Source organism: Sphaerospermopsis kisseleviana CS-549 (assembly GCF_028329225.1).
GTDB classification, from domain to species: Bacteria; Cyanobacteriota; Cyanobacteriia; order Cyanobacteriales; family Nostocaceae; genus Sphaerospermopsis; species Sphaerospermopsis kisseleviana.
Window position 1 is genome coordinate 39,831 of record NZ_JAQMTI010000021.1, and the last position, 18,020, is coordinate 57,850.

General features: G+C 38.1%; 20 protein-coding genes. 16 read left to right on the top strand and 4 right to left on the bottom strand.

Annotated elements, in window-relative coordinates; genetic code table 11:
* Positions 1–210 precede the first annotated feature (210 nt).
* From PN497_RS01400 to PN497_RS01430, 7 genes are all read left to right on the top strand, one after another.
* Positions 211–1,284 carry a sulfonate ABC transporter substrate-binding protein gene (locus PN497_RS01400; protein WP_096572468.1) on the top strand — a complete coding sequence of 358 codons (1,074 nt, stop codon included), beginning with the start codon at positions 211–213 and terminating at the stop codon, positions 1,282–1,284.
* 120 nt (positions 1,285–1,404) lie between these two features.
* Positions 1,405–3,120 carry a fumarate reductase/succinate dehydrogenase flavoprotein subunit gene (locus PN497_RS01405; RefSeq protein ID WP_096572903.1) on the top strand — a complete coding sequence of 572 codons (1,716 nt, stop codon included), beginning with the start codon at positions 1,405–1,407 and terminating at the stop codon, positions 3,118–3,120.
* Positions 3,121–3,202: 82 nt separating this feature from the next.
* A complete protein-coding gene (locus PN497_RS01410) occupies positions 3,203–4,513 on the top strand; it encodes an O-acetylhomoserine aminocarboxypropyltransferase/cysteine synthase family protein (RefSeq protein ID WP_096572467.1) in 1,311 nt (436 codons plus the stop codon).
* A 120-nt stretch (positions 4,514–4,633) separates the two neighbouring features.
* A complete protein-coding gene (gene metX / locus PN497_RS01415) occupies positions 4,634–5,695 on the top strand; it encodes a homoserine O-acetyltransferase MetX (RefSeq protein WP_096572466.1) in 1,062 nt (353 codons plus the stop codon).
* Positions 5,696–5,734: 39 nt separating this feature from the next.
* A complete protein-coding gene (locus PN497_RS01420) occupies positions 5,735–5,962 on the top strand; it encodes a 4Fe-4S dicluster domain-containing protein (protein ID WP_027401230.1) in 228 nt (75 codons plus the stop codon).
* Between the two features lie 10 nt (positions 5,963–5,972).
* Complete coding sequence (locus PN497_RS01425; protein WP_096572465.1) at positions 5,973–6,947, top strand: HEAT repeat domain-containing protein; 975 nt, start codon at positions 5,973–5,975, stop codon at positions 6,945–6,947.
* Positions 6,948–7,000: 53 nt separating this feature from the next.
* Complete coding sequence (locus PN497_RS01430; RefSeq protein ID WP_096572464.1) at positions 7,001–7,543, top strand: protein-tyrosine phosphatase family protein; 543 nt, start codon at positions 7,001–7,003, stop codon at positions 7,541–7,543.
* A 46-nt stretch (positions 7,544–7,589) separates the two neighbouring features.
* On the opposite strand, the gene PN497_RS01435 is transcribed toward PN497_RS01430, so the two are convergent.
* Entirely contained in the window at positions 7,590–8,144 is a 555-nt protein-coding gene (locus PN497_RS01435) for a DUF2808 domain-containing protein (RefSeq protein WP_096572463.1), read from the bottom strand.
* A gap of 289 nt (positions 8,145–8,433) precedes the next feature.
* Between PN497_RS01435 and PN497_RS01440 the strand changes: the two genes are divergently transcribed.
* From PN497_RS01440 to PN497_RS01470, 7 genes are all read left to right on the top strand, one after another.
* Positions 8,434–9,204, top strand: coding sequence for a DUF4058 family protein (locus PN497_RS01440; protein WP_096572902.1), 771 nt, complete (start codon positions 8,434–8,436; stop codon positions 9,202–9,204).
* A 369-nt stretch (positions 9,205–9,573) separates the two neighbouring features.
* Positions 9,574–9,795, top strand: coding sequence for a hypothetical protein (locus PN497_RS01445; protein WP_096572462.1), 222 nt, complete (start codon positions 9,574–9,576; stop codon positions 9,793–9,795).
* Positions 9,792–10,211, top strand: a complete 420-nt coding sequence (locus tag PN497_RS01450; protein ID WP_096572461.1) for a type II toxin-antitoxin system VapC family toxin — start codon at positions 9,792–9,794, stop codon at positions 10,209–10,211. The genes PN497_RS01445 and PN497_RS01450 overlap by 4 nt, the downstream gene beginning before the upstream one ends.
* Before the next feature lie 71 nt (positions 10,212–10,282).
* On the top strand, positions 10,283–11,137 hold the full coding sequence (locus PN497_RS01455; RefSeq protein WP_096572460.1) for an ATP-binding cassette domain-containing protein: 855 nt from the start codon (positions 10,283–10,285) through the stop codon (positions 11,135–11,137).
* On the top strand, positions 11,094–11,948 hold the full coding sequence (locus PN497_RS01460) for an ABC transporter permease (RefSeq protein ID WP_096572459.1): 855 nt from the start codon (positions 11,094–11,096) through the stop codon (positions 11,946–11,948). The genes PN497_RS01455 and PN497_RS01460 overlap by 44 nt, the downstream gene beginning before the upstream one ends.
* A gap of 19 nt (positions 11,949–11,967) precedes the next feature.
* The gene (locus PN497_RS01465; protein ID WP_096572458.1) at positions 11,968–12,426 is read left to right on the top strand and encodes a MarR family winged helix-turn-helix transcriptional regulator; all 459 of its coding nucleotides are present in this window, start codon (positions 11,968–11,970) and stop codon (positions 12,424–12,426) included.
* Positions 12,392–13,657, top strand: a complete 1,266-nt coding sequence (locus PN497_RS01470; protein ID WP_096572457.1) for an MFS transporter — start codon at positions 12,392–12,394, stop codon at positions 13,655–13,657. The genes PN497_RS01465 and PN497_RS01470 overlap by 35 nt, the downstream gene beginning before the upstream one ends.
* Positions 13,658–14,124: 467 nt before the next feature.
* Here PN497_RS01470 and PN497_RS01475 read toward each other — a convergent pair whose 3' ends face one another.
* The 3 genes from PN497_RS01475 to PN497_RS01485 form a co-directional block, all read right to left on the bottom strand.
* Complete coding sequence (locus tag PN497_RS01475) at positions 14,125–14,724, bottom strand: thioredoxin family protein (protein WP_096572456.1); 600 nt, start codon at positions 14,722–14,724, stop codon at positions 14,125–14,127.
* Between the two features lie 120 nt (positions 14,725–14,844).
* On the bottom strand, positions 14,845–15,753 hold the full coding sequence (locus PN497_RS01480; RefSeq protein ID WP_096572455.1) for a TauD/TfdA dioxygenase family protein: 909 nt from the start codon (positions 15,751–15,753) through the stop codon (positions 14,845–14,847).
* A 44-nt stretch (positions 15,754–15,797) separates the two neighbouring features.
* Positions 15,798–16,469, bottom strand: coding sequence for a glutathione S-transferase family protein (locus PN497_RS01485; protein ID WP_096572454.1), 672 nt, complete (start codon positions 16,467–16,469; stop codon positions 15,798–15,800).
* 363 nt (positions 16,470–16,832) lie between these two features.
* On the opposite strand from PN497_RS01485, the gene PN497_RS01490 reads away from it, so the two are divergent.
* Entirely contained in the window at positions 16,833–17,186 is a 354-nt protein-coding gene (locus tag PN497_RS01490) for a DOPA 4,5-dioxygenase family protein (protein ID WP_096572453.1), read from the top strand.
* 10 nt (positions 17,187–17,196) lie between these two features.
* On the top strand, positions 17,197–17,883 hold the full coding sequence (locus tag PN497_RS01495) for an HAD family hydrolase (protein WP_096572452.1): 687 nt from the start codon (positions 17,197–17,199) through the stop codon (positions 17,881–17,883).
* Positions 17,884–18,020 lie beyond the last annotated feature (137 nt).

An 18,020-nucleotide genomic window follows, 5' to 3' on the forward strand; every position in this document is an offset into this window, starting at 1 on the left:
GATTTTTTCAACATTTTACGGTTATCTGGTATAGAAAATTACAAAACTAATAACTAGGTAACAGGATAATTACTTTTTTTAAAGAAAAGCTTGCATTTCAATTACCTTTATGTGATATTTTAAAAAATACGGTAACTTGATTGGTATACTGTATTTTATCATAAATTGACCTAAAATCTGAATAATATATTGACCTTTAGCACTAGAGTTATGTTGAGTAAATTCTCTCTATTCCGATTATTTGAAGTTGGAATCACTTTTCTGAAAAAATCTAATATTCGCAATTTTTCCTTATTGTTTGCAGTTGGACTAAGCCTAACTTTAGCTATTTCTGCTTGTTCTCCCAACGCCAGCGAAAACACGGGAACAACTCAGACACCTAATTCAAGTCCAACTTCTCAAGCAACAAATAGCAGTGTCGTAGTTCGCATTGGCTACCAAAAAGCTGCAACCGTTCTTTACGCATTAAAGGCAAAACGGGAATTAGAAGAAGCGTTAAAAGGCTCTGGTAATTCTGTGACATGGACTGAATTTCCCGCAGGTCCTCCAATGTTAGAAGCTTTAAATGCTGGTAGTATTGATTTTGGTTATACGGGAGAAGCGCCACCAATTTTTGCCCAAGCGGCAGGTACACCTTTTGTTTATGTTGCCTATGATCCTTGGACTCCCAAAGCAGAAGCGATTATTGTTCATAAGGATTCACCTATTAAAAACGTAGCTGATCTTAAAGGTAAAAAAGTTGCTTTTGTAAAAGGATCAAATACCAATTATTTAGTAATCAAAGCCCTAGAAAAAGCCGGATTAAAATACACCGACATCAAGCCAATTTTCCTGAATCCTTCTGATGGACGTGCTGCTTTTGAAGGAAAAAATGTTGATGCTTGGGCAATTTGGGATCCATTTTTAGCTGCGGCAGAAAAAGCTACTGGCGCACGCACTCTCACTGATGCAACTGGACTAGCACCCAATTTAGGTTATTATTTAGCTGCTCAATCTTTTGTAGAGAAAAATCCAGAAGTGTTAAAAACTGTTTTAGATGGAGTGAATAAAGTCAGCGATTGGGCAAAAAATAATCCTACTGAAGTTGCTAAATTACTCTCACCTGTTTTGGGTATAGATGCGGCCGTTCTAGAAACAGCAGAAAAGCGGCGTGATTATGGTGTATTACCTCTGACAGAGGAAGTAATTACCAAACAGCAAGAAATTGCAGATGCTTTCTACAAAATTCAATTGATTCCTAAAGAGATCAAGGTTAAAGAAGTAGTTTGGCAAGGCAATAAATAGGTTAGTAATTGGTAATTGGTGATTGGTGATAAGAAAATTGCTAATCATCAATTATTTCTAAAAATCTTCCTTGACTTTCTCTGGGTGAGAAAAAATTTTAAATTATTGCAAGAGTTGTATATGGTAACAAACATTAATACACAGTGGCTAAAAACCGATGTTTTAGTAATTGGTGGCGGTACAGCAGGGACAATGGCAGGGATTAAAGCCAAACAGGCAAATCCTAATGCGGAGGTATTGATTTTAGAGAAAGCGAATATTCGCCGCAGTGGGGCGATCGCTATGGGTATGGATGGAGTAAATACAGCCGTTATTCCTGGCAATTCTACCCCAGAACAATACACCCGTGAAGTCACCATTGCTAACGATGGTATTCTACACCAAAAAGCCGTTTATCAAACAGGTAAATTAGGTTTTGAAACCATTCAAGAATTAGAAAATTGGGGTGTTAAATTCCAAAAAGATCCTCAAGGAAATTACGACGTTAAACAAGTGCATCGAGTAGGAAAATATGTCTTACCCATGCCAGAAGGCAAAGATTTAAAAACCATTCTTACTCGTCAAGTTAAACGCCATAAAGTGAAAGTTACAAATCGCGTTATGGCAACTAGAATACTAGTAAAAAATAGTAGAGCGATTGGTGCAGTTGGATTTGATGTGCGTGGTGGTGATTTTGTAGTTATTCAAGCTAAAGCCGTGATACTTTGTACAGGTGCTTGTGGCAGATTAGGACTACCTGCATCTGGTTATCTTTATGGAACTTATGAAAACCCCACAAATGCCGGAGATGGTTATTCAATGGCTTATCATGCAGGAGCAGAATTAAGCAATATTGAATGTTTCCAAATCAACCCATTAATTAAAGATTATAATGGTCCAGCCTGTGCGTATGTTGCTGGTCCCTATGGAGCATATACCGCCAACGCTGAAGGAAACCGCTTCATTAATTGTGATTATTGGAGTGGGCAAATGATGCTAGAGATTTGGAAAGAATTAAACTCTGGTAAAGGACCAATTCAAATGAAAATGACTCATTTGGATGAGGATACAATTTCGGAAATTGAGTCTGTTTTATGGGCAAATGAACGACCGAGTAGAGAACGTTTTCATGAAGGTAGAGGCGAAAACTACCGGACTCATGGGGTTGAGATGAATATCTCAGAAATAGGATTATGTAGTGGACATAGTGCGTCTGGTGTGTGGGTGAATGAAAAAGCAGAAACTACAGTACCAGGATTATATGCAGCCGGAGATATGGCCAGTGTTCCTCATAATTATATGATTGGTGCATTTGTATTTGGTCGGTTAGCAGGAGAAAATGCGATAAATTATATTCAAAATTTAGAATATTTAGAACCAGATGTTGATTTTTTAGAAGCTGAAAAAGCGAGAATTTACGCACCATTAAATCAACCTAATGCTATTCCCCATACTCAAGTTGAATATAAATTACGCCGACTGGTGAATGATTATTTACAACCACCAAAATCCGGGAATAAAATGGAAATTGGACTAAATAATTTTCTTCGCTATCATGAAGTATTAGACCAAATGGGAGCGCGTGATCCCCATGAATTGATGCGATGTATGGAAGTACATTTTATTCGTGATTGTGCAGAAATGGCAGCACGATCATCTTTATATCGTCGGGAAAGTCGTTGGGGTTTATATCATTATCGCTTGGATTTTCCAGATAAGAATAATGAAGAGTGGTTTTGTCATGTGAATTTGAAAAAAGACGAATCAGAAGAAATGATTTTGTTTAAACGTCCCGTTGAGCCTTATGTTGTAGAGGTGGATTTACAGCAAGAAGTTTATAATGTTGCAGTTAGATAACTAGATAATTAGTAAATCAAAAACTAATTAAAAACCTCCTTATTTTTTGATAGTCAGTCTACTTGAATAACTACAACTACCTATGTCAGAAAATTATCGTTTTGAAACCCTACAAGTCCATGCTGGACAAGAACCTGCACCTGGTACTAACGCCCGCGCTGTACCAATTTATCAAACTACTTCCTACGTTTTTGATGATGCTGAACATGGAGCGCGGTTATTTGCTCTCCAGGAATTTGGCAATATTTATACTCGCATCATGAATCCGACAACGGATGTATTTGAAAAAAGGATTGCCGCATTAGAAGGTGGTGTAGCAGCTTTAGCTACTGCAAGCGGTCAAGCAGCACAATTTTTAGCAATAAGTACGATCGCTCAAGCAGGAGATAATATTGTTTCCACCAGTTTCCTCTATGGAGGAACTTATAACCAATTCAAAGTTACTCTTCCACGATTAGGGATCAATGTCAAATTTGTGGAAGGAGATGATCCAGAAAACTTCCGTCAAGCAATTGATCAAAATACCAAAGCTTTGTATGTTGAAACAATTGGTAATCCCCAATTTAACATTCCTGATTTGGCAGCTTTAGCCCACATTGCCCATGAAAATGGTATTCCTTTAATTGTAGATAATACCTTCGGTGCAGGTGGATATTTAGCACGACCAATAGAACATGGTGCTGATATTGTTGTCGAGTCTGCAACTAAATGGATTGGAGGACATGGTACATCCATTGGCGGCGTAGTAGTTGATTCTGGTAAATTTGATTGGGGTAACGGCAAATTTCCCCTCTTTACTGAACCTTCCCCCGCTTATCATGGATTGAATTTTCAAGAAGTATTTGGCAAAGGTAGTCAATTTGGTAATATTGCTTTTATTATTCGCGCCAGAGTGGAAGGATTACGAGATTTAGGAGCAGCATTAAGTCCATTTAATGCTTTTCTATTACTACAAGGATTAGAAACTCTTTCCCTGCGTGTAGATCGTCATGTAAATAATGCTTTAGAATTGGCTAAATGGTTAGAACAACAAGAGCAGGTAGCATGGGTTAATTATCCAGGACTTCCCAATCATCCCTATCATGAACGAGCTAAAAAATATCTTCGACATGGCTTTGGAGGAGTTCTTAATTTTGGTATCAAAGGCGGTTTAGAAGCTGGTAAAGCCTTTATTAGTAATGTTAAATTAGCCAGTCATTTAGCAAATGTTGGTGATGCAAAAACCCTTGTTATTCATCCCGCTTCTACAACCCATCAACAGCTAAGTGAGAGTGAACAAATTTCGGCTGGTGTAACACCAGATTTAGTACGGGTATCTGTGGGAATTGAACATATTGACGATATTAAGGAGGACTTTGAACAGGCATTTAGGAAGGTGACAGGTGACAAGTGACAGAAAGAAGAATACAGGAGTTGCAGGAGTTACAGGAGTTACAGAATAATCTATCTACACCTAATACTCCTCAATTACTAAACACCTGTGTTCTATTCCCTATTCCCTATTCCCTACTATATGAAATACCTAGACTTCATTTCACCAAAAACTCAGTTTTATCAACTTTCAAAACCATTTTCATTAGAATCTGGTGAAGTATTAATTGGTGTTCAGGTTGCTTATCGTACCTGGGGAAAATTAAACGCCAACGGTGATAATGGAGTCTTAATTTGTCATGCTTTAACTGGCTCTGCTGACGCTGACGACTGGTGGAAACCTTTATTTGGTGCTGGGAAATCCTTTGATCCTGATCAGGATTTTCTTGTATGCAGCAACATTTTAGGAAGTTGTTACGGTACAACTGGAGCAACTTCTATTAACCCAAATACAGCAAGAATTTATGGTGCATCTTTTCCTAGAATTACAATTAGGGATATGGTGAATTTGCAAGCCGCACTATTAGAATATCTGGATGTTAAATTTCTGCGATTGGTAATAGGTGGTTCACTGGGTGGGATGCAAGTTTTAGAATGGGCATTATTATATCCAGAAAAGGTGAGAGCGATCGCACCAATAGCCGCACCTGGAAGACATTCAGCATGGTCTATTGGTTTAAGTGAAGCACAAAGACAGGCAATTTATACAGATCCAAATTGGCAAGGGGGAAACTATACAAGTGATGCACCTCCGAACCAAGGGTTAGCCGTAGCGCGGATGATGGCAATGATTACTTATCGTTATTGGGAGAGTTTTACAAATCGTTTTGGAAGGGAGAAGGATGAATTTAATCAATTTGCCATATCTAGTTATTTACAATATCAAGGTCAAAAACTCATAGAACGTTTTGATGCTAATACTTATATTACATTAACTCATGCAATGGATAGTCATGATGTTAGTTGGCATAGGAAAAATTATCAATCTGTTTTGCAAAGTATCAAACAACCAACTTTAGTTATAGAGATTGATTCTGATGTTCTTTATCCCCCAGTAGAACAACAAGAATTAGTAGATTTAATTCCTAATGCTCAATTAGGATTAATCAAATCACCTCATGGACATGATGCTTTTTTAATTGATATGGAGGAATTGAATGAAATAGTAGTTTCTTTTAGGAAAGGATTAAAATTTTGTGTTTAATTTGTTTAATTTTCAATCAAATTAGGGAGTTAAAAAATTATGGCTTTAATTAATCAAAGAGTAGATGTTCCTGTAATTGTGGATGAATCTAAATGTTTAGAAAAATGTGTTGCTTGTATTGAAGTTTGTCCTCTGGATGTATTAGCAAAAAATCCAGAGACGGGAAAAGCCTATATGAAATATGATGAATGTTGGTTCTGTCTACCCTGTGAAAAAGAATGTCCAACAAATGCGATTACAGTCCAAATTCCTTTCTTGTTGCGGTAGAGGTGCAGAAATGTTTACAAATACAGATTCAGAATTAAATCAATGGTTGGAAATGTTGCGATCGCCTGATGTGAGCGATCGCCTAGTTGCGGTAAAATCTCTACAGCATCTCGGAGAAGATGCAGCACTTGATGCTTTAATTATCGCACTGGAAGACGAAAGCACCCCAGTCCAAAAAATAGCTGTATCCGCACTTTGGGAAATTGCCAATCCTCAAGCAGTTCCAGCTTTATTAAAAACCCTCGCTTCCCCAGATGAAGACGTTCGCACCGAAGCATTATCAGCTTTAGGTGAATTAATAAATGCAGATGATTTACTGTTATTGTTAGATGCACTAAATCAAGAAAATATCAACCTGCAAATTAATATTTTAATCTTATTGCGGAAGATACATGATGTTCAATCTTTACCTGCGGTGTTATCTTTCTTTGATTCCAAATATCCAGAACTACGAGAAGCTGCTATTACAACTTTGCGCTATTTAAACCAAGTCCAAATCTGTCCACCAGCTTTATCATTAATCAATGATCCTGATGATAATGTCCGTCGTGCAACAGCATTAACTTTAGGACATTTAGCAGATCAAGAAATTGTAGATTTATTAACTAAAGCACTAATTTCTGATTTTGATTGGCAAGTACGACGCAATGCAGCTAAATCTCTAGCAATTCATGCTAATTCAGCAGCAATTCCCGCTTTAAAAATTGCGCTAAAAGATGAACATTGGCAGGTGCGAAAATTCACGCTTCAAGTATTACAAAAAACGCCAGATCAAAATTTATTACCTGATTTGATTAAAGCATTAATAGACGAATATTCTGATGTGAGAAAAGAAGCAGCCATAGCACTTGGTAATTTAGAAAATGCTGATGCTTTAAATGCACTACAACAAGCACTAGATGATCCTGATCGAGATGTTTGTATTTACGCAGAAAGAGCAATTAAAACAATAATAGGGGCGAAGGATTCGGAAAATAAATTTTGACAAGAACCGATAATTAATAGACCGAATGCTTCGCCCTTACAACTTCGCTAAATATGTACAAATTTGCTCCTGCTTGGGAACAAGAAACAATAGTATTTGGTGCTTCTCAACCTGGATATACTGATAATCAGGTATATGATTGGATTGAGTTTATGAAATCCCAAAATATCAAGCGAGTTTGCTGTTTACTTAGTGATAAACAACTAGCTAATTATGCTCATCTTTTAGATACATATCGGCAAGAATTTGGTAATCAACAAGTTTGTTGGACACCAATTGAAGATTTTCATTTATCTGATTTACAAACACTCACACAAAAAATACTGCCTTTTTTAATCACAGCAAATCAACAAAATGAAAAAGTAGTTGTGCATTGTGCTGGTGGAATTGGCCGGACTGGACATATATTAGCGGCTTGGTTAGTGAGTGTGCGGGGATTTTCTAATCAAGATGCAATTTCTGCTGTAAAGAAAACAGCAAGAAATCCTCATGAAGCTGTAATTGCTGCTCCAATATTAGGGAAAAATCCGTTTAAAGTTGCAGAAGAATTGAATATGTTACTGAATAGTTGTCGTCTAGCATTCTTAACCAATTGATGGATATTGCTAAATTTGTCTGAAAAATCAGCAATCTATAAACACTTTACCATTGATAAAATAGGTGATAATCAAAACTATTGTAAAACTGAAATCTAGCAGTTCCTACAACTAAATTATTTGCCTTTTCATCGGAGGAAATAACATGAACTCGAAATATATAAATACCTTCGCTGGTAGGATTATAAAAAGGTTTTAAAACGATAATAATTGTTTGATTTGCAGAAACTGGTTTATCAAAAGTAGCAATGATAGTTTGTGGTTGAGTTGAACTCTTAGTTAGGTTAATACCTACCTTTTCTTTTTGTCCACTTGCTTCTACAAAAGCAAAACTGTTTTTCTGATCAAATTCAATATTTTCTACACCTTCTATTTGTGTTAAAACAACCTGTTGCAGTTGCCAATTAGCTAGAGATTCTGGTAATTTTATGGTAAAATAGTAGGTTGCATTTAAAGAACCTGTTTGATTATAAGTTGTTTTGGCAGTTAACAAGGGTTTTGGTGGTATCCCGTAGGTAGTAGGTACAGATAATAAAAAGATTCCTGTACTAATAGCTAGGGTTTTACAAAGAGTTTTACCAAGAGTTTTAAAGTTGTTCATGTTTTGAGGATTTGATATTTTAAATAGGTTTTTCTATTGAATTACACCCTTTTAGTTTAGCAAGTAGAAGTTACCAATAATTACACATATTAGTTAATTTTAATCGTCCTAATTCCTATCTGATTAGGTGGATTAAATGAGAGGTTATATTGCAATACTGCTAAGTTAACTGATCGCTACACTTGCCCAAAGCACCGTACAATCAAAAAAAATAAAATTGTCAAGCCAACCTACAGAGCGATACAATAATTCTATCAAAGGAAATGTCAATAAATTGGAGACAATGCAAATGCGAAATCCGTTTCCTGGGATGAATCCGTATTTAGAACAACCTGAATTGTGGCATCAAGTACATAACCGTTTGATTGTCGCTATAGCTGATGATTTAACTCCTCAAATTGCCCCTAAATACAGGGTTTCTATTGAGGAGCGAGTTTACACAAGTGTGGATGATATTTCCCTTGTAGGAATTGCCGATGTAGCTGTTGCCAAAAGAAATAATAATGTAGAAACTGGGACAACTTTAACTACTACAAAACTGGCAGAACCTAGTAAAGTTAAAGTTCCCATGTATGAAGAGGTAATTGAGCGATTTTTAGAAGTGAAAGCAACAAAAAGCCGGGAAGTAGTAACTGTAATTAAAATACTTTCACCCAAAAATAAACGCTCTAAGGAAGGTAGAACAGTTTACGAAAACAAGCGACAGAAAATTTTAGCATCTGCAACTAATTTAGTGGAAATTGATTTATTGAGATTAGGTGAATCTTTGCCAATTTTAGGAGCAACTAAAAGCGATTATAACATTTTAGTTAGTCGTAGCCATCAACGACCAGATGCAGACCTTTACAGTTTTGATTTACAAGATTCTATTCCTATTTTTCCTGTTCCTTTACGGTTAGGAGAAAATGAGCCTGTGATTGATTTAAACAGGCTACTTAATGAAATCTATGAACGGGCTAGATTTGATTTAGCAATTGATTATTCACAAGTTCTAAAACCTGGTTTATCTTCTGATCAAGAAGTTTGGGTAAGGGAGATTTTGGAGAAAAATAGCATATAAATTCTCAATTATCAACATTTCAAGATTGTTATGCGACAACACTACTTACTCAACAGTTGACCATCTACATAATTCACCAGCCATCTACTCCAGTGATCCATAAATAACAACCAGCGTTCGCACTCGGTCGGCATAAAATTATTAGGAATTTTTCCATCTAGTATTTGTTCTACCCATTTGCGTATCTGAATGATTTGTTTTTGTAAATCAACCCGATAACATTCCTACACAAAATCAGTAGTTGTAGGGGCTAAAATCTATCCACAATATATACTATAGCGATCGCCTACATCAATCCTGAAAGCGATCGCTCCATGAACGAGTAGACGCTGAAAGTACAATAAAATTATCCTTCATTTAAACTTCATCATGGTTATCCCAGAACTCGAACAACAACTCCTTCAGCTTTCCCATAACGATAAACTGTATATTATTCAACTCCTTGCCCAAAGCCTAACTACAAGCAATACCAACTCAGAACAACCTACTAAAATCTCAGAATTTTTCCGTCAATCCCCCCTAGCTGAACTCACTGAAGAAATCGACTTGAACCGCGATCGCAGTCTACCCCGCGATACCTTCAACCCATGACCTACCTTCTTGATACTTGTCTAATTTCTGAACTTGTTGCCAAACAACCAAATCAAAAAGTTTTAGATTGGGTAGATGCCCAAATTCCAGAAACACTTTACCTCAGTGTAATTACTATTGGCGAAATCGCTAGAGGCATCTGTAAACTTACTCCATCTAAGAGAAAAGAATCTCTCACAACTTGGCTAAATGAAACCCTACCCAATCGCTTTGAACACAGAATCTTAACTCTAGATGTCTCCACAATGGTGTTATGGGGAAATTTAATCTGTCAACTAGAACAGAATGGCCGACCTCTACCCGCTATGGATTCTTTAATTGCCGCTATCGCACTTCAACACTCTCTATCACTTGTTACTCGTAACGAAAAAGATTTTGCTGGGACTGGGGTTGTGATCATTAATCCTTGGTCTTGACTTTTAGAAAAAATATGCCACACTAATATTTAGATAAACTAAACATTTGAAAAAGGAAGTGTCTCCCCATCGTGACTAGACTAACGGGAAACATAGACTCTTCGGTAACATCTGCGCGAGTCCCGCAATCCGTAATATTGCAAACCTTGGAACTGACGCGCCGCTTTGAAAAATTTACAGCCGTTGATAATTTGAATATCTCCGTTGCATCGGGAGAAGTTTTTGGTTTACTCGGTCCCAACGGTGCTGGTAAAAGTACGGTAATTAAAATGCTAACTACTTTACTGCCCCTCAGTAGTGGTAAAGCATACTTAGGTGGTTATGATGTGACTCGTCAACCCGATGCAGTCAGAAGGGTGATAGGTTACGTACCCCAAGCTTTATCAGCAGATGGTAGCCTGACAGGTTATGAAAATCTTTTAATATTCGCTAAATTATACGATATACCCGCTAGAAGACGACAACAGCAGATTAAAGATGTGTTGGAATTTATGGGTTTAGAGGATGCAGCACATCGCTTAGTCAGAAATTATTCTGGGGGAATGATTCGTAAATTAGAAATTGCCCAGGCTATTTTACATCAACCGCAGATTTTATTTCTCGATGAGCCGACAGTGGGATTAGATCCCGTAGCGCGATCGCAAGTTTGGCAGCTAATGGAACAACTGCGTATAGAATTTGGCACAACCATCTTTTTAACTACCCACTTTTTAGAAGAAGCAGATACTCTGTGTCACCGAGTAGTAATCATGAATCAAGGTAAAGAAATTATCACTGGTTCACCCACAGAGTTAAAAGCAGCCATCGGCAAACCAGATGCAACCTTAGATGATGTCTTCATCCAATACGCAGGTAATCAATTAATATCAGGAGTGAGCTACAGTGAAACTGCAAGAACCAGACGTAACTCTCAACGGTTGGCTTGAAACCAGGCATTCTCGACCAAAAGGTATTTTGTCTGCGATCAAAAACTTATTTACTAAAACCCTGATAATTACTGAGTTAGAGGTAAGAAAACTGCGTCATGATCCCAGTGATTTAGTAATCAGGGCTGTACAACCGGCTTTATGGTTGATCATTTTTGGGCAAGTATTTACTCGGACTCGCGCTATACCCACAGGTGATATACCTTACCTAGATTTTATGACTCCCGGTATTTTAGCTCAAAGTGCGTTGTTTGTCGCTATTTTTACTGGGGGAATGACATTAATTTGGGAACGGGATTTAGGAGTTGTGCATAAATTTCTGGCTGCACCGATACCCCGCGCTGCCATTGTTTTGGGTAAAGGAATTGGTTCTGGTGTACGTTGCTTTTCCCAGGTGGTATTTATTTACCTGTTGGCTTTTTTGTTAGGTGTAAACCTAAATCACCATCCTTTGGCTTTCTTGCAGGTAGTTTTGATTGTGTTTTTGGGTGCTGGTTGTTTTTGCACTTTTTCATTAATCATTGGCTGTTTAGTGAAATCACGGGAGAGGTTTACGGGAATTGGGCAATTAATCACCATGCCGTTATTTTTTGCCAGCAATGCGATCTATCCTATTTCATTGATGCCAAGTTGGTTAAAGCTCATTTCTCACTTGAATCCTTTGACTTATGAAGTGGATGCTCTACGGGGTGCAATGCTGGCGCAGGGTTCAAGTATTTATGGGTTCGGGTTAGATTGTACAATTCTCTTGCTAACATTAATAGGTTTAACCTACATCTGTGGACGACTTTATCCACGGGTGGCGATGTAATCTGGAGAAAAACGGTCTTATGAGTTTGGATAAACCCTCTAAAGAATGTGCCGCTAGGGTGATGGAAACTGTTCCCTTATTGATGCGGTTTATCCGAGACGAAATGCGATCGCACAGTGCAGACTCTTTATCTATACCACAGTTGCGATCGCTCGCTTTTCTCAATCGCAATCCCGGTGCTTCTTTATCTGAGGTAGCAGATCATTTAGGTGTCACCTGTGCTACAGCATCAACAACTATTGAAAGACTTGTACAACGTCATCTGGTGCAACGCACTGATAACCCGCAAGAAAGACGGCGAGTAGTTTTGAATATCACCAGAGAAGGCAAGTCTTTATTAGAACAATCTCAGGAAAAAACTCGCGCTCATATTGCCGAAATTATCGAGGGTTTGACACCGGAACAATTATCACAAATTGAAGCAGGTTTGACTTTATTAAAAAATGTCTTCGAGCAAACAGAAACAAATCCACCCTAAAGATCAGGCTGCACACGATCCTTTTGCAGCCATGAGATTTCGAGATTATCGGTTATTTACTATTGGGCGTGTTCTCTTGTTTACAGGGGGACAAATGCAGACTGTCGCCATTGGTTGGGAACTTTATGAACGGACAAATTCCCCGATGGCCTTAGGTGGGGTAGGACTGGCACAGGTTCTACCGATGATTTTACTGACATTCATAGCAGGTCATGTGGCAGATAAGTATAACCGCCAGCGTACTACCTTACTGGCAATTTTCATGCTGGCACTTTGTTCACTGGGTTTAGGAGTTATTTCTTACAGCAAAGGGGCAATTTTCCTAGTTTATGCCTGTTTAGCGTTTATGGGTGTAGCGAGGGCATTTTTGAAGCCTGCCAGTGATGCGCTGATGTGGCAGTTGATACCGACTCATGTGTTTGCGAATGCAGCAACTTGGGTAAGTAGTAGTTTTCAGTTAGCGTCAGTGATTGGACCTGCTTTGGGAGGATTTGCGATCGCACTTTTCAAGAGTGCTACCCCGGTTTATATAGTAGCAGCGATCGCCTGTCTATTATGTTTCGCCTCTGTTGCAGCTATTAAACCTCAAAAAACCGACTTTGCCAAAGAACCAATATCTTTAAAATCCCTAGCTGCGGGGGCGGAGTTTGTTTGGAATAATCAAATTATTCTCGCTGCTATTACCTTAGATTTATTTGCGGTTTTGTTGGGTGGTGCAGTGGCATTATTACCCGTCTATGCCAAAGATATTTTACAAGTTGGTCCAGTGGAATTAGGCTATTTACAAGCAGCACCATCCATAGGTGCATTGATCATGGCCGCATTGTTGGTATATTTGCCACCTATCCGCAAAGCCGGACTTGCGTTACTGTGGTCAGTTGCCGGGTTTGGGGTGGTAACAATTATCTTTGGTTTATCCCGTTGGGTGTGGTTGTCGTTGTTAATGTTGGCGTTAACTGGGGCTTTAGATAGTATTAGTGTGGTAATTCGTCATACTTTAGTACAAATTAAAACCCCTGATCATTTACGGGGAAGAGTTGCGGCTATCAATAGTGTATTTATTAGTGCGTCTAATGAGTTGGGGGGTTTTGAATCTGGCGCGGTTGCGGCTTTATTTGGACCTGTTTTCTCTGTGGTTAGTGGGGGAATAGGTACGATTTTGGTGGTGGTTGTGACGGCGATGATTTGGCCGGAGATTAGGAAGTTGGGCGCGTTGCATGAGGATTTATAGTCAGAATCAGGATTTATAGGATTTACAGGATTTGATTATCTTAGGACTTGTGGACAAGTCACGAAATAATGAACCACGAAGATACGAAGGACACGAAGTTAAGAGGGTTTTAAAGAGATTTTGGGTAAGTCCTGTAGCTGTATTTTTTTCATCCTGTTAATCCTTTAATCCTGGGTATCCTGATATGGCTTGCGCCACGCTATCAGACATTTTCATCTATCTAATTTTCCAACCAGTTCTACAATTGTAAGTTAGGAATATTACAGCAGTTTTCATGTCTTTAGACCACAGTAAGGGCGAAGCATTCGGATGATAGTCTTAGGTAAAAACCGATAATTAATTATCCGAATGCTTCGCCCCTACTAAATTTTAAAAAAAGCAAATTATATTTAAGAAAAGGCAAGAGATGATCCTCTCCTGCCTTCCGCATATTCTTGCTGTATCAAATGCCACTTATTATTGATTGATTACCCAACCGCTACAGGAACTTTATAATAAACCGGCTCATTCCCTGCTTTCCATTTAATATTACAACCAATACTCGGCTTTTGTTCCCAAATAATTTCCTGATCAGCTAAAACATAATTAATTGCTTTCCGTAAATCTTGTCCAGTTACAGGTAAACCATTTTTCGGACGACTATCATCTAATTGTCCCCGATAAGCCAGCTTTCTATTAGCATTAAATACAAAAAAGTCTGGAGTACAAGCTGCAAAAAAATCTTTAGCTGCTTTTTGACTTTCATCATAAAGCAAAGGATAGGATAAATCTATTTCTTGGGCAAAATCTTTAAGTAATTCTGGTGCATCATCAGGATGAGTGTTAATATCATTAGAACTAATGGCGACAATACCCACATTTTTATTTTTGTAATCTTGTCCTAACTTTGCTAGTTCAAATTTGATATGTTGCACAAAAGGACAATGACGACTAACAAAGATAACTACCAATACTTTCTTATCAGCAAAATTCGCCAATGAAATCGTTTTACCTGTTACTATATCTGGGAGATTAAATTTAGGTGCTAAAGTTCCCAAAGGTAACATTGTTGAAGGTGTTAAAGGCATAAAATCCAATTCCTTTAATTTTCCAATTACAATTATTTAATGCTTTTAAACCTAAAACCTCTCTCCTTGTAAGAGAGAGGCTTTGATTTCCCGCCTTCCCTAAAAGGAAAGGGGGTTAGGTCAAGCTGCTACAAGATTGGGAATATATGCGGAAGAATCTCCTTTAATGGCTTGACTATATTTACCATCAATTCCTAAAGGAAGATCACCAGCAATGGTTACACGCTGCACACGACGGGGTTGATCTCCATAATCGGCGATCGCATAATGTTGAGTAGCTCGGTTATCCCAAAATGCTACATCTCCAACTTGCCAACGCCAACGCACTGTATTCTCAGGTCGTGTAATATAAGATTGCAATAAGCGCAGAATATCGGCTGATTCAGTGGGAGATAAACCGCGAATTTGCCGCACAAAACCACCAATAAATAGACCTTTTTCCCCAGATTCAGGGTGAATTCTCACCACTGGATGCAGTGTTTCATACACCGTAGAAGTAAACACATCCCGGTAAGATTTCACTTCTTCCGGTATATCAAAGGCTGTGGCATAATCATAGGCATTACTATGTACTGCCCAAAGTTGATCCGCTAAATTCCGCAAATGCTCCGGTAAATCTTGGTATGCAGTCACTGAATTTGCCCAAATAGTATCCCCTCCCGCTGGCGGAATTACCAATGCCCGCAAGACTGAGCCAAGGGGCGGACGATCTACAAATGTAACATCGGTGTGCCAGTTATTCGCACGGGCAACGGTACGGCTGTAATCTAAGTCCAATACTTCTGGATATCCAGGAAGTGATGGAACTGTGGGATGTGCAGTAGTTATTTTACCAAAACGACGGGCAAAATTTACTTGTCCATTAGCATCTAGTTCTTGTCCACGGAAGAAAATGACTTTATATTGAACCAAGGCTTTTCTAATTTCGCTGATGATTTCATCACTAAGATTTTCAGCTAAATTAACACCTTTAATTTTTGCACCGATACGTCCAGCAATTGGTTTAACTTCTATGTTTTGATAACTCATAAATCTGTGTTCTCAATTTAGGAATAGTTGAATGCAGCGTTTGACTAAGCAGCTACAGGAACAGGAGCAGCAAATTTAGCATATCGCTCAATATAGAACTCTTTGGAGTGAGCGATCGCCTTTACCGATTCCCTTTCTTTAAGCGCGTGTTTCCACTGTTTCAAACGAGTAAATTCAGCAGGGATACCAAAGCCACGATAATGTTTAAGAGCGCCCCATCTTTCAAACCAGGGGAAAAAGGTAAAGTCAACCAAACTGATAGATTCACCAAACCAGTAGGGACTATCTCCCGAAAGTTTTCCTAAACCTTCATTTTCAATAAATTCTAGATGTTTGTAGAGTTCTTTTTTAGCTTCTTCTTGTTTTTGGAAATCTGGACTGCGTAACAGTGTAGAAAAAGCAGGAACTAATCTAGTATTAGCAAAATCTATCCAAATTCTAGCCTGAGCTTTGGCAATGGGGTTACTAGGTAAAAGCGGGGGGTTAGGAAACACTTCATCCAGATATTCATTAATAACTGCTGATTCCCAAATTCGATTTTCTCCATGAGTAATTGCAGGTACTTTTCCATAGGGAGAAACTTTTGTAAAACCTTCTGGTTTATTCTGTAAATCAATTTCAATCAAATCAAAATCAATCCCCTTTTCTTGAAGTACCAAGCGGGTACGGTGAGCATAAGGACAAACAACCGCACTATAAATTTTAATGTCAGCCATGTTTAAATTCCTTAGTAAATTAGGATTTGTGTTTGGGAAATTTGTTGACATGAAAAACCCAAATCTTAAATAGTCAGTAGTTACTTGCAATACCGAAACTGACGCAGACATAACTATCGCCAGTTATCTGTGCATCACCCTTGAGGGGGTTGAATAATTTATTGATGACTTGAGAGAAATCAGAAACTACAAATTGTTGACCGATTTATCGGGGATTGTGTTAGTAGTATTGCATGACTAAAAAGAAATTTCAAGTGGTTTTACAAAAAATCTGTGTTTGACTAAATTTATGGCTTACGAATGATTAGTATATCTAAATAATGGTTAAGTTATACTTGAGAGCAAGAGGTGAAATCAAGAACAATGAATACAAATACTGAGATTACTGGGTTTCATGCACATATTTATTTTGATACCGTCAGTCGTGAAGCGGCTGCTCGTGTCAGAGAAGGTTTAGGTGCTAAATTTGATGTAAGATTAGGGCGTTGGCATGAACAACCTATAGGACCACACCCGAAATCAATGTATCAAGTGGCTTTTTTACCACATCAGTTTGGTGAAGTTGTGACTTGGTTAATGCTTAACCGTGAAGATTTGGATGTTTTAGTTCACCCAGAAACGGGAGATGATGTCAAAGATCATACCGATAATGCTCTGTGGTTGGGAGAAAAACTACAGTTAAATATTGAGTTTCTGCAAAGGTTGAAAACTATTTAAACTTACCAAAATGCTTTGTCGCACAGTCCTTTTTGACCTAGATGGAACTCTAACTGATCCTAAAACGGGGATTACTCGCTGTATTCAGTATGCTTTATCGGAACTTGGTTATCAACCACCAGATGCTAATGAATTACTTTGGTGTATTGGACCACCTCTAAAAAGCAGTTTTTCCCAGTTATTGCAAACCTCTGATGACACATTACTGGAGGAGGCAATTTCACTATATCGTAGTCGCTTTTCTACAATTGGGTTATGTGAAAACTCTCTTTATCCGCAAATTCCCGAAACCCTAAAAATTATTCGTGCTGCTGGTTATCAGACTTTTGTAGCGACTTCTAAACCTCAAATTTATGCTACACGCATTATTGAATATTTTGATTTAGCACCTTTGTTTGATGGTGTTTATGGTAGTGAATTAGATGGTAATAGAAGTGTAAAAGGTGATTTAATTTCCTACATTATAGAGAGGGAAAGTCTTTTACATTTTTCTGTAGTTATGGTAGGCGATCGCTCTCATGATATTATTGGAGCTAAGAAAAATAATATTGCTTCAATTGGTGTGACTTATGGCTATGGAAGTAGGGAGGAATTGGAAGCTCATAAAGCTGATTTAATTGCTGATTATCCAGATGAGATTCCTACATTAGTAAGCTGTTGTGCAGCTAGATTGTATAATAGGGAATTAGGTAACTAAGAGGTTGTCTTAAAAGTTTTCGGCGAATATAATTCGCTACTACACAAACAAAGTCCACCTGCGTGGACTAACGAAAAATTAAGGATTTGAAACTTGCGTAGGCAGGTTTTGTCTGTGTAGATGTGATTTTTAATCGC

What these genes read in the sequence shown, in the direction of transcription:
- PN497_RS01400 (WP_096572468.1), top strand. Translation starts at nt 211, where the DNA reads ATGTTGAGTAAATTCTCTCTATTCCGATTATTTGAAGTTGGAATCACT.
- PN497_RS01405 (WP_096572903.1), top strand. Translation starts at nt 1,405, where the DNA reads ATGGTAACAAACATTAATACACAGTGGCTAAAAACCGATGTTTTAGTA.
- PN497_RS01410 (WP_096572467.1), top strand. Translation starts at nt 3,203, where the DNA reads ATGTCAGAAAATTATCGTTTTGAAACCCTACAAGTCCATGCTGGACAA.
- metX (WP_096572466.1), top strand. Translation starts at nt 4,634, where the DNA reads ATGAAATACCTAGACTTCATTTCACCAAAAACTCAGTTTTATCAACTT.
- PN497_RS01420 (WP_027401230.1), top strand. Translation starts at nt 5,735, where the DNA reads ATGGCTTTAATTAATCAAAGAGTAGATGTTCCTGTAATTGTGGATGAA.
- PN497_RS01425 (WP_096572465.1), top strand. Translation starts at nt 5,973, where the DNA reads ATGTTTACAAATACAGATTCAGAATTAAATCAATGGTTGGAAATGTTG.
- PN497_RS01430 (WP_096572464.1), top strand. Translation starts at nt 7,001, where the DNA reads ATGTACAAATTTGCTCCTGCTTGGGAACAAGAAACAATAGTATTTGGT.
- PN497_RS01435 (WP_096572463.1), bottom strand. Translation starts at nt 8,144, where the DNA reads ATGAACAACTTTAAAACTCTTGGTAAAACTCTTTGTAAAACCCTAGCT.
- PN497_RS01440 (WP_096572902.1), top strand. Translation starts at nt 8,434, where the DNA reads ATGCGAAATCCGTTTCCTGGGATGAATCCGTATTTAGAACAACCTGAA.
- PN497_RS01445 (WP_096572462.1), top strand. Translation starts at nt 9,574, where the DNA reads ATGGTTATCCCAGAACTCGAACAACAACTCCTTCAGCTTTCCCATAAC.
- PN497_RS01450 (WP_096572461.1), top strand. Translation starts at nt 9,792, where the DNA reads ATGACCTACCTTCTTGATACTTGTCTAATTTCTGAACTTGTTGCCAAA.
- PN497_RS01465 (WP_096572458.1), top strand. Translation starts at nt 11,968, where the DNA reads ATGAGTTTGGATAAACCCTCTAAAGAATGTGCCGCTAGGGTGATGGAA.
- PN497_RS01470 (WP_096572457.1), top strand. Translation starts at nt 12,392, where the DNA reads ATGTCTTCGAGCAAACAGAAACAAATCCACCCTAAAGATCAGGCTGCA.
- PN497_RS01475 (WP_096572456.1), bottom strand. Translation starts at nt 14,724, where the DNA reads ATGCCTTTAACACCTTCAACAATGTTACCTTTGGGAACTTTAGCACCT.
- PN497_RS01480 (WP_096572455.1), bottom strand. Translation starts at nt 15,753, where the DNA reads ATGAGTTATCAAAACATAGAAGTTAAACCAATTGCTGGACGTATCGGT.
- PN497_RS01485 (WP_096572454.1), bottom strand. Translation starts at nt 16,469, where the DNA reads ATGGCTGACATTAAAATTTATAGTGCGGTTGTTTGTCCTTATGCTCAC.
- PN497_RS01490 (WP_096572453.1), top strand. Translation starts at nt 16,833, where the DNA reads ATGAATACAAATACTGAGATTACTGGGTTTCATGCACATATTTATTTT.
- PN497_RS01495 (WP_096572452.1), top strand. Translation starts at nt 17,197, where the DNA reads ATGCTTTGTCGCACAGTCCTTTTTGACCTAGATGGAACTCTAACTGAT.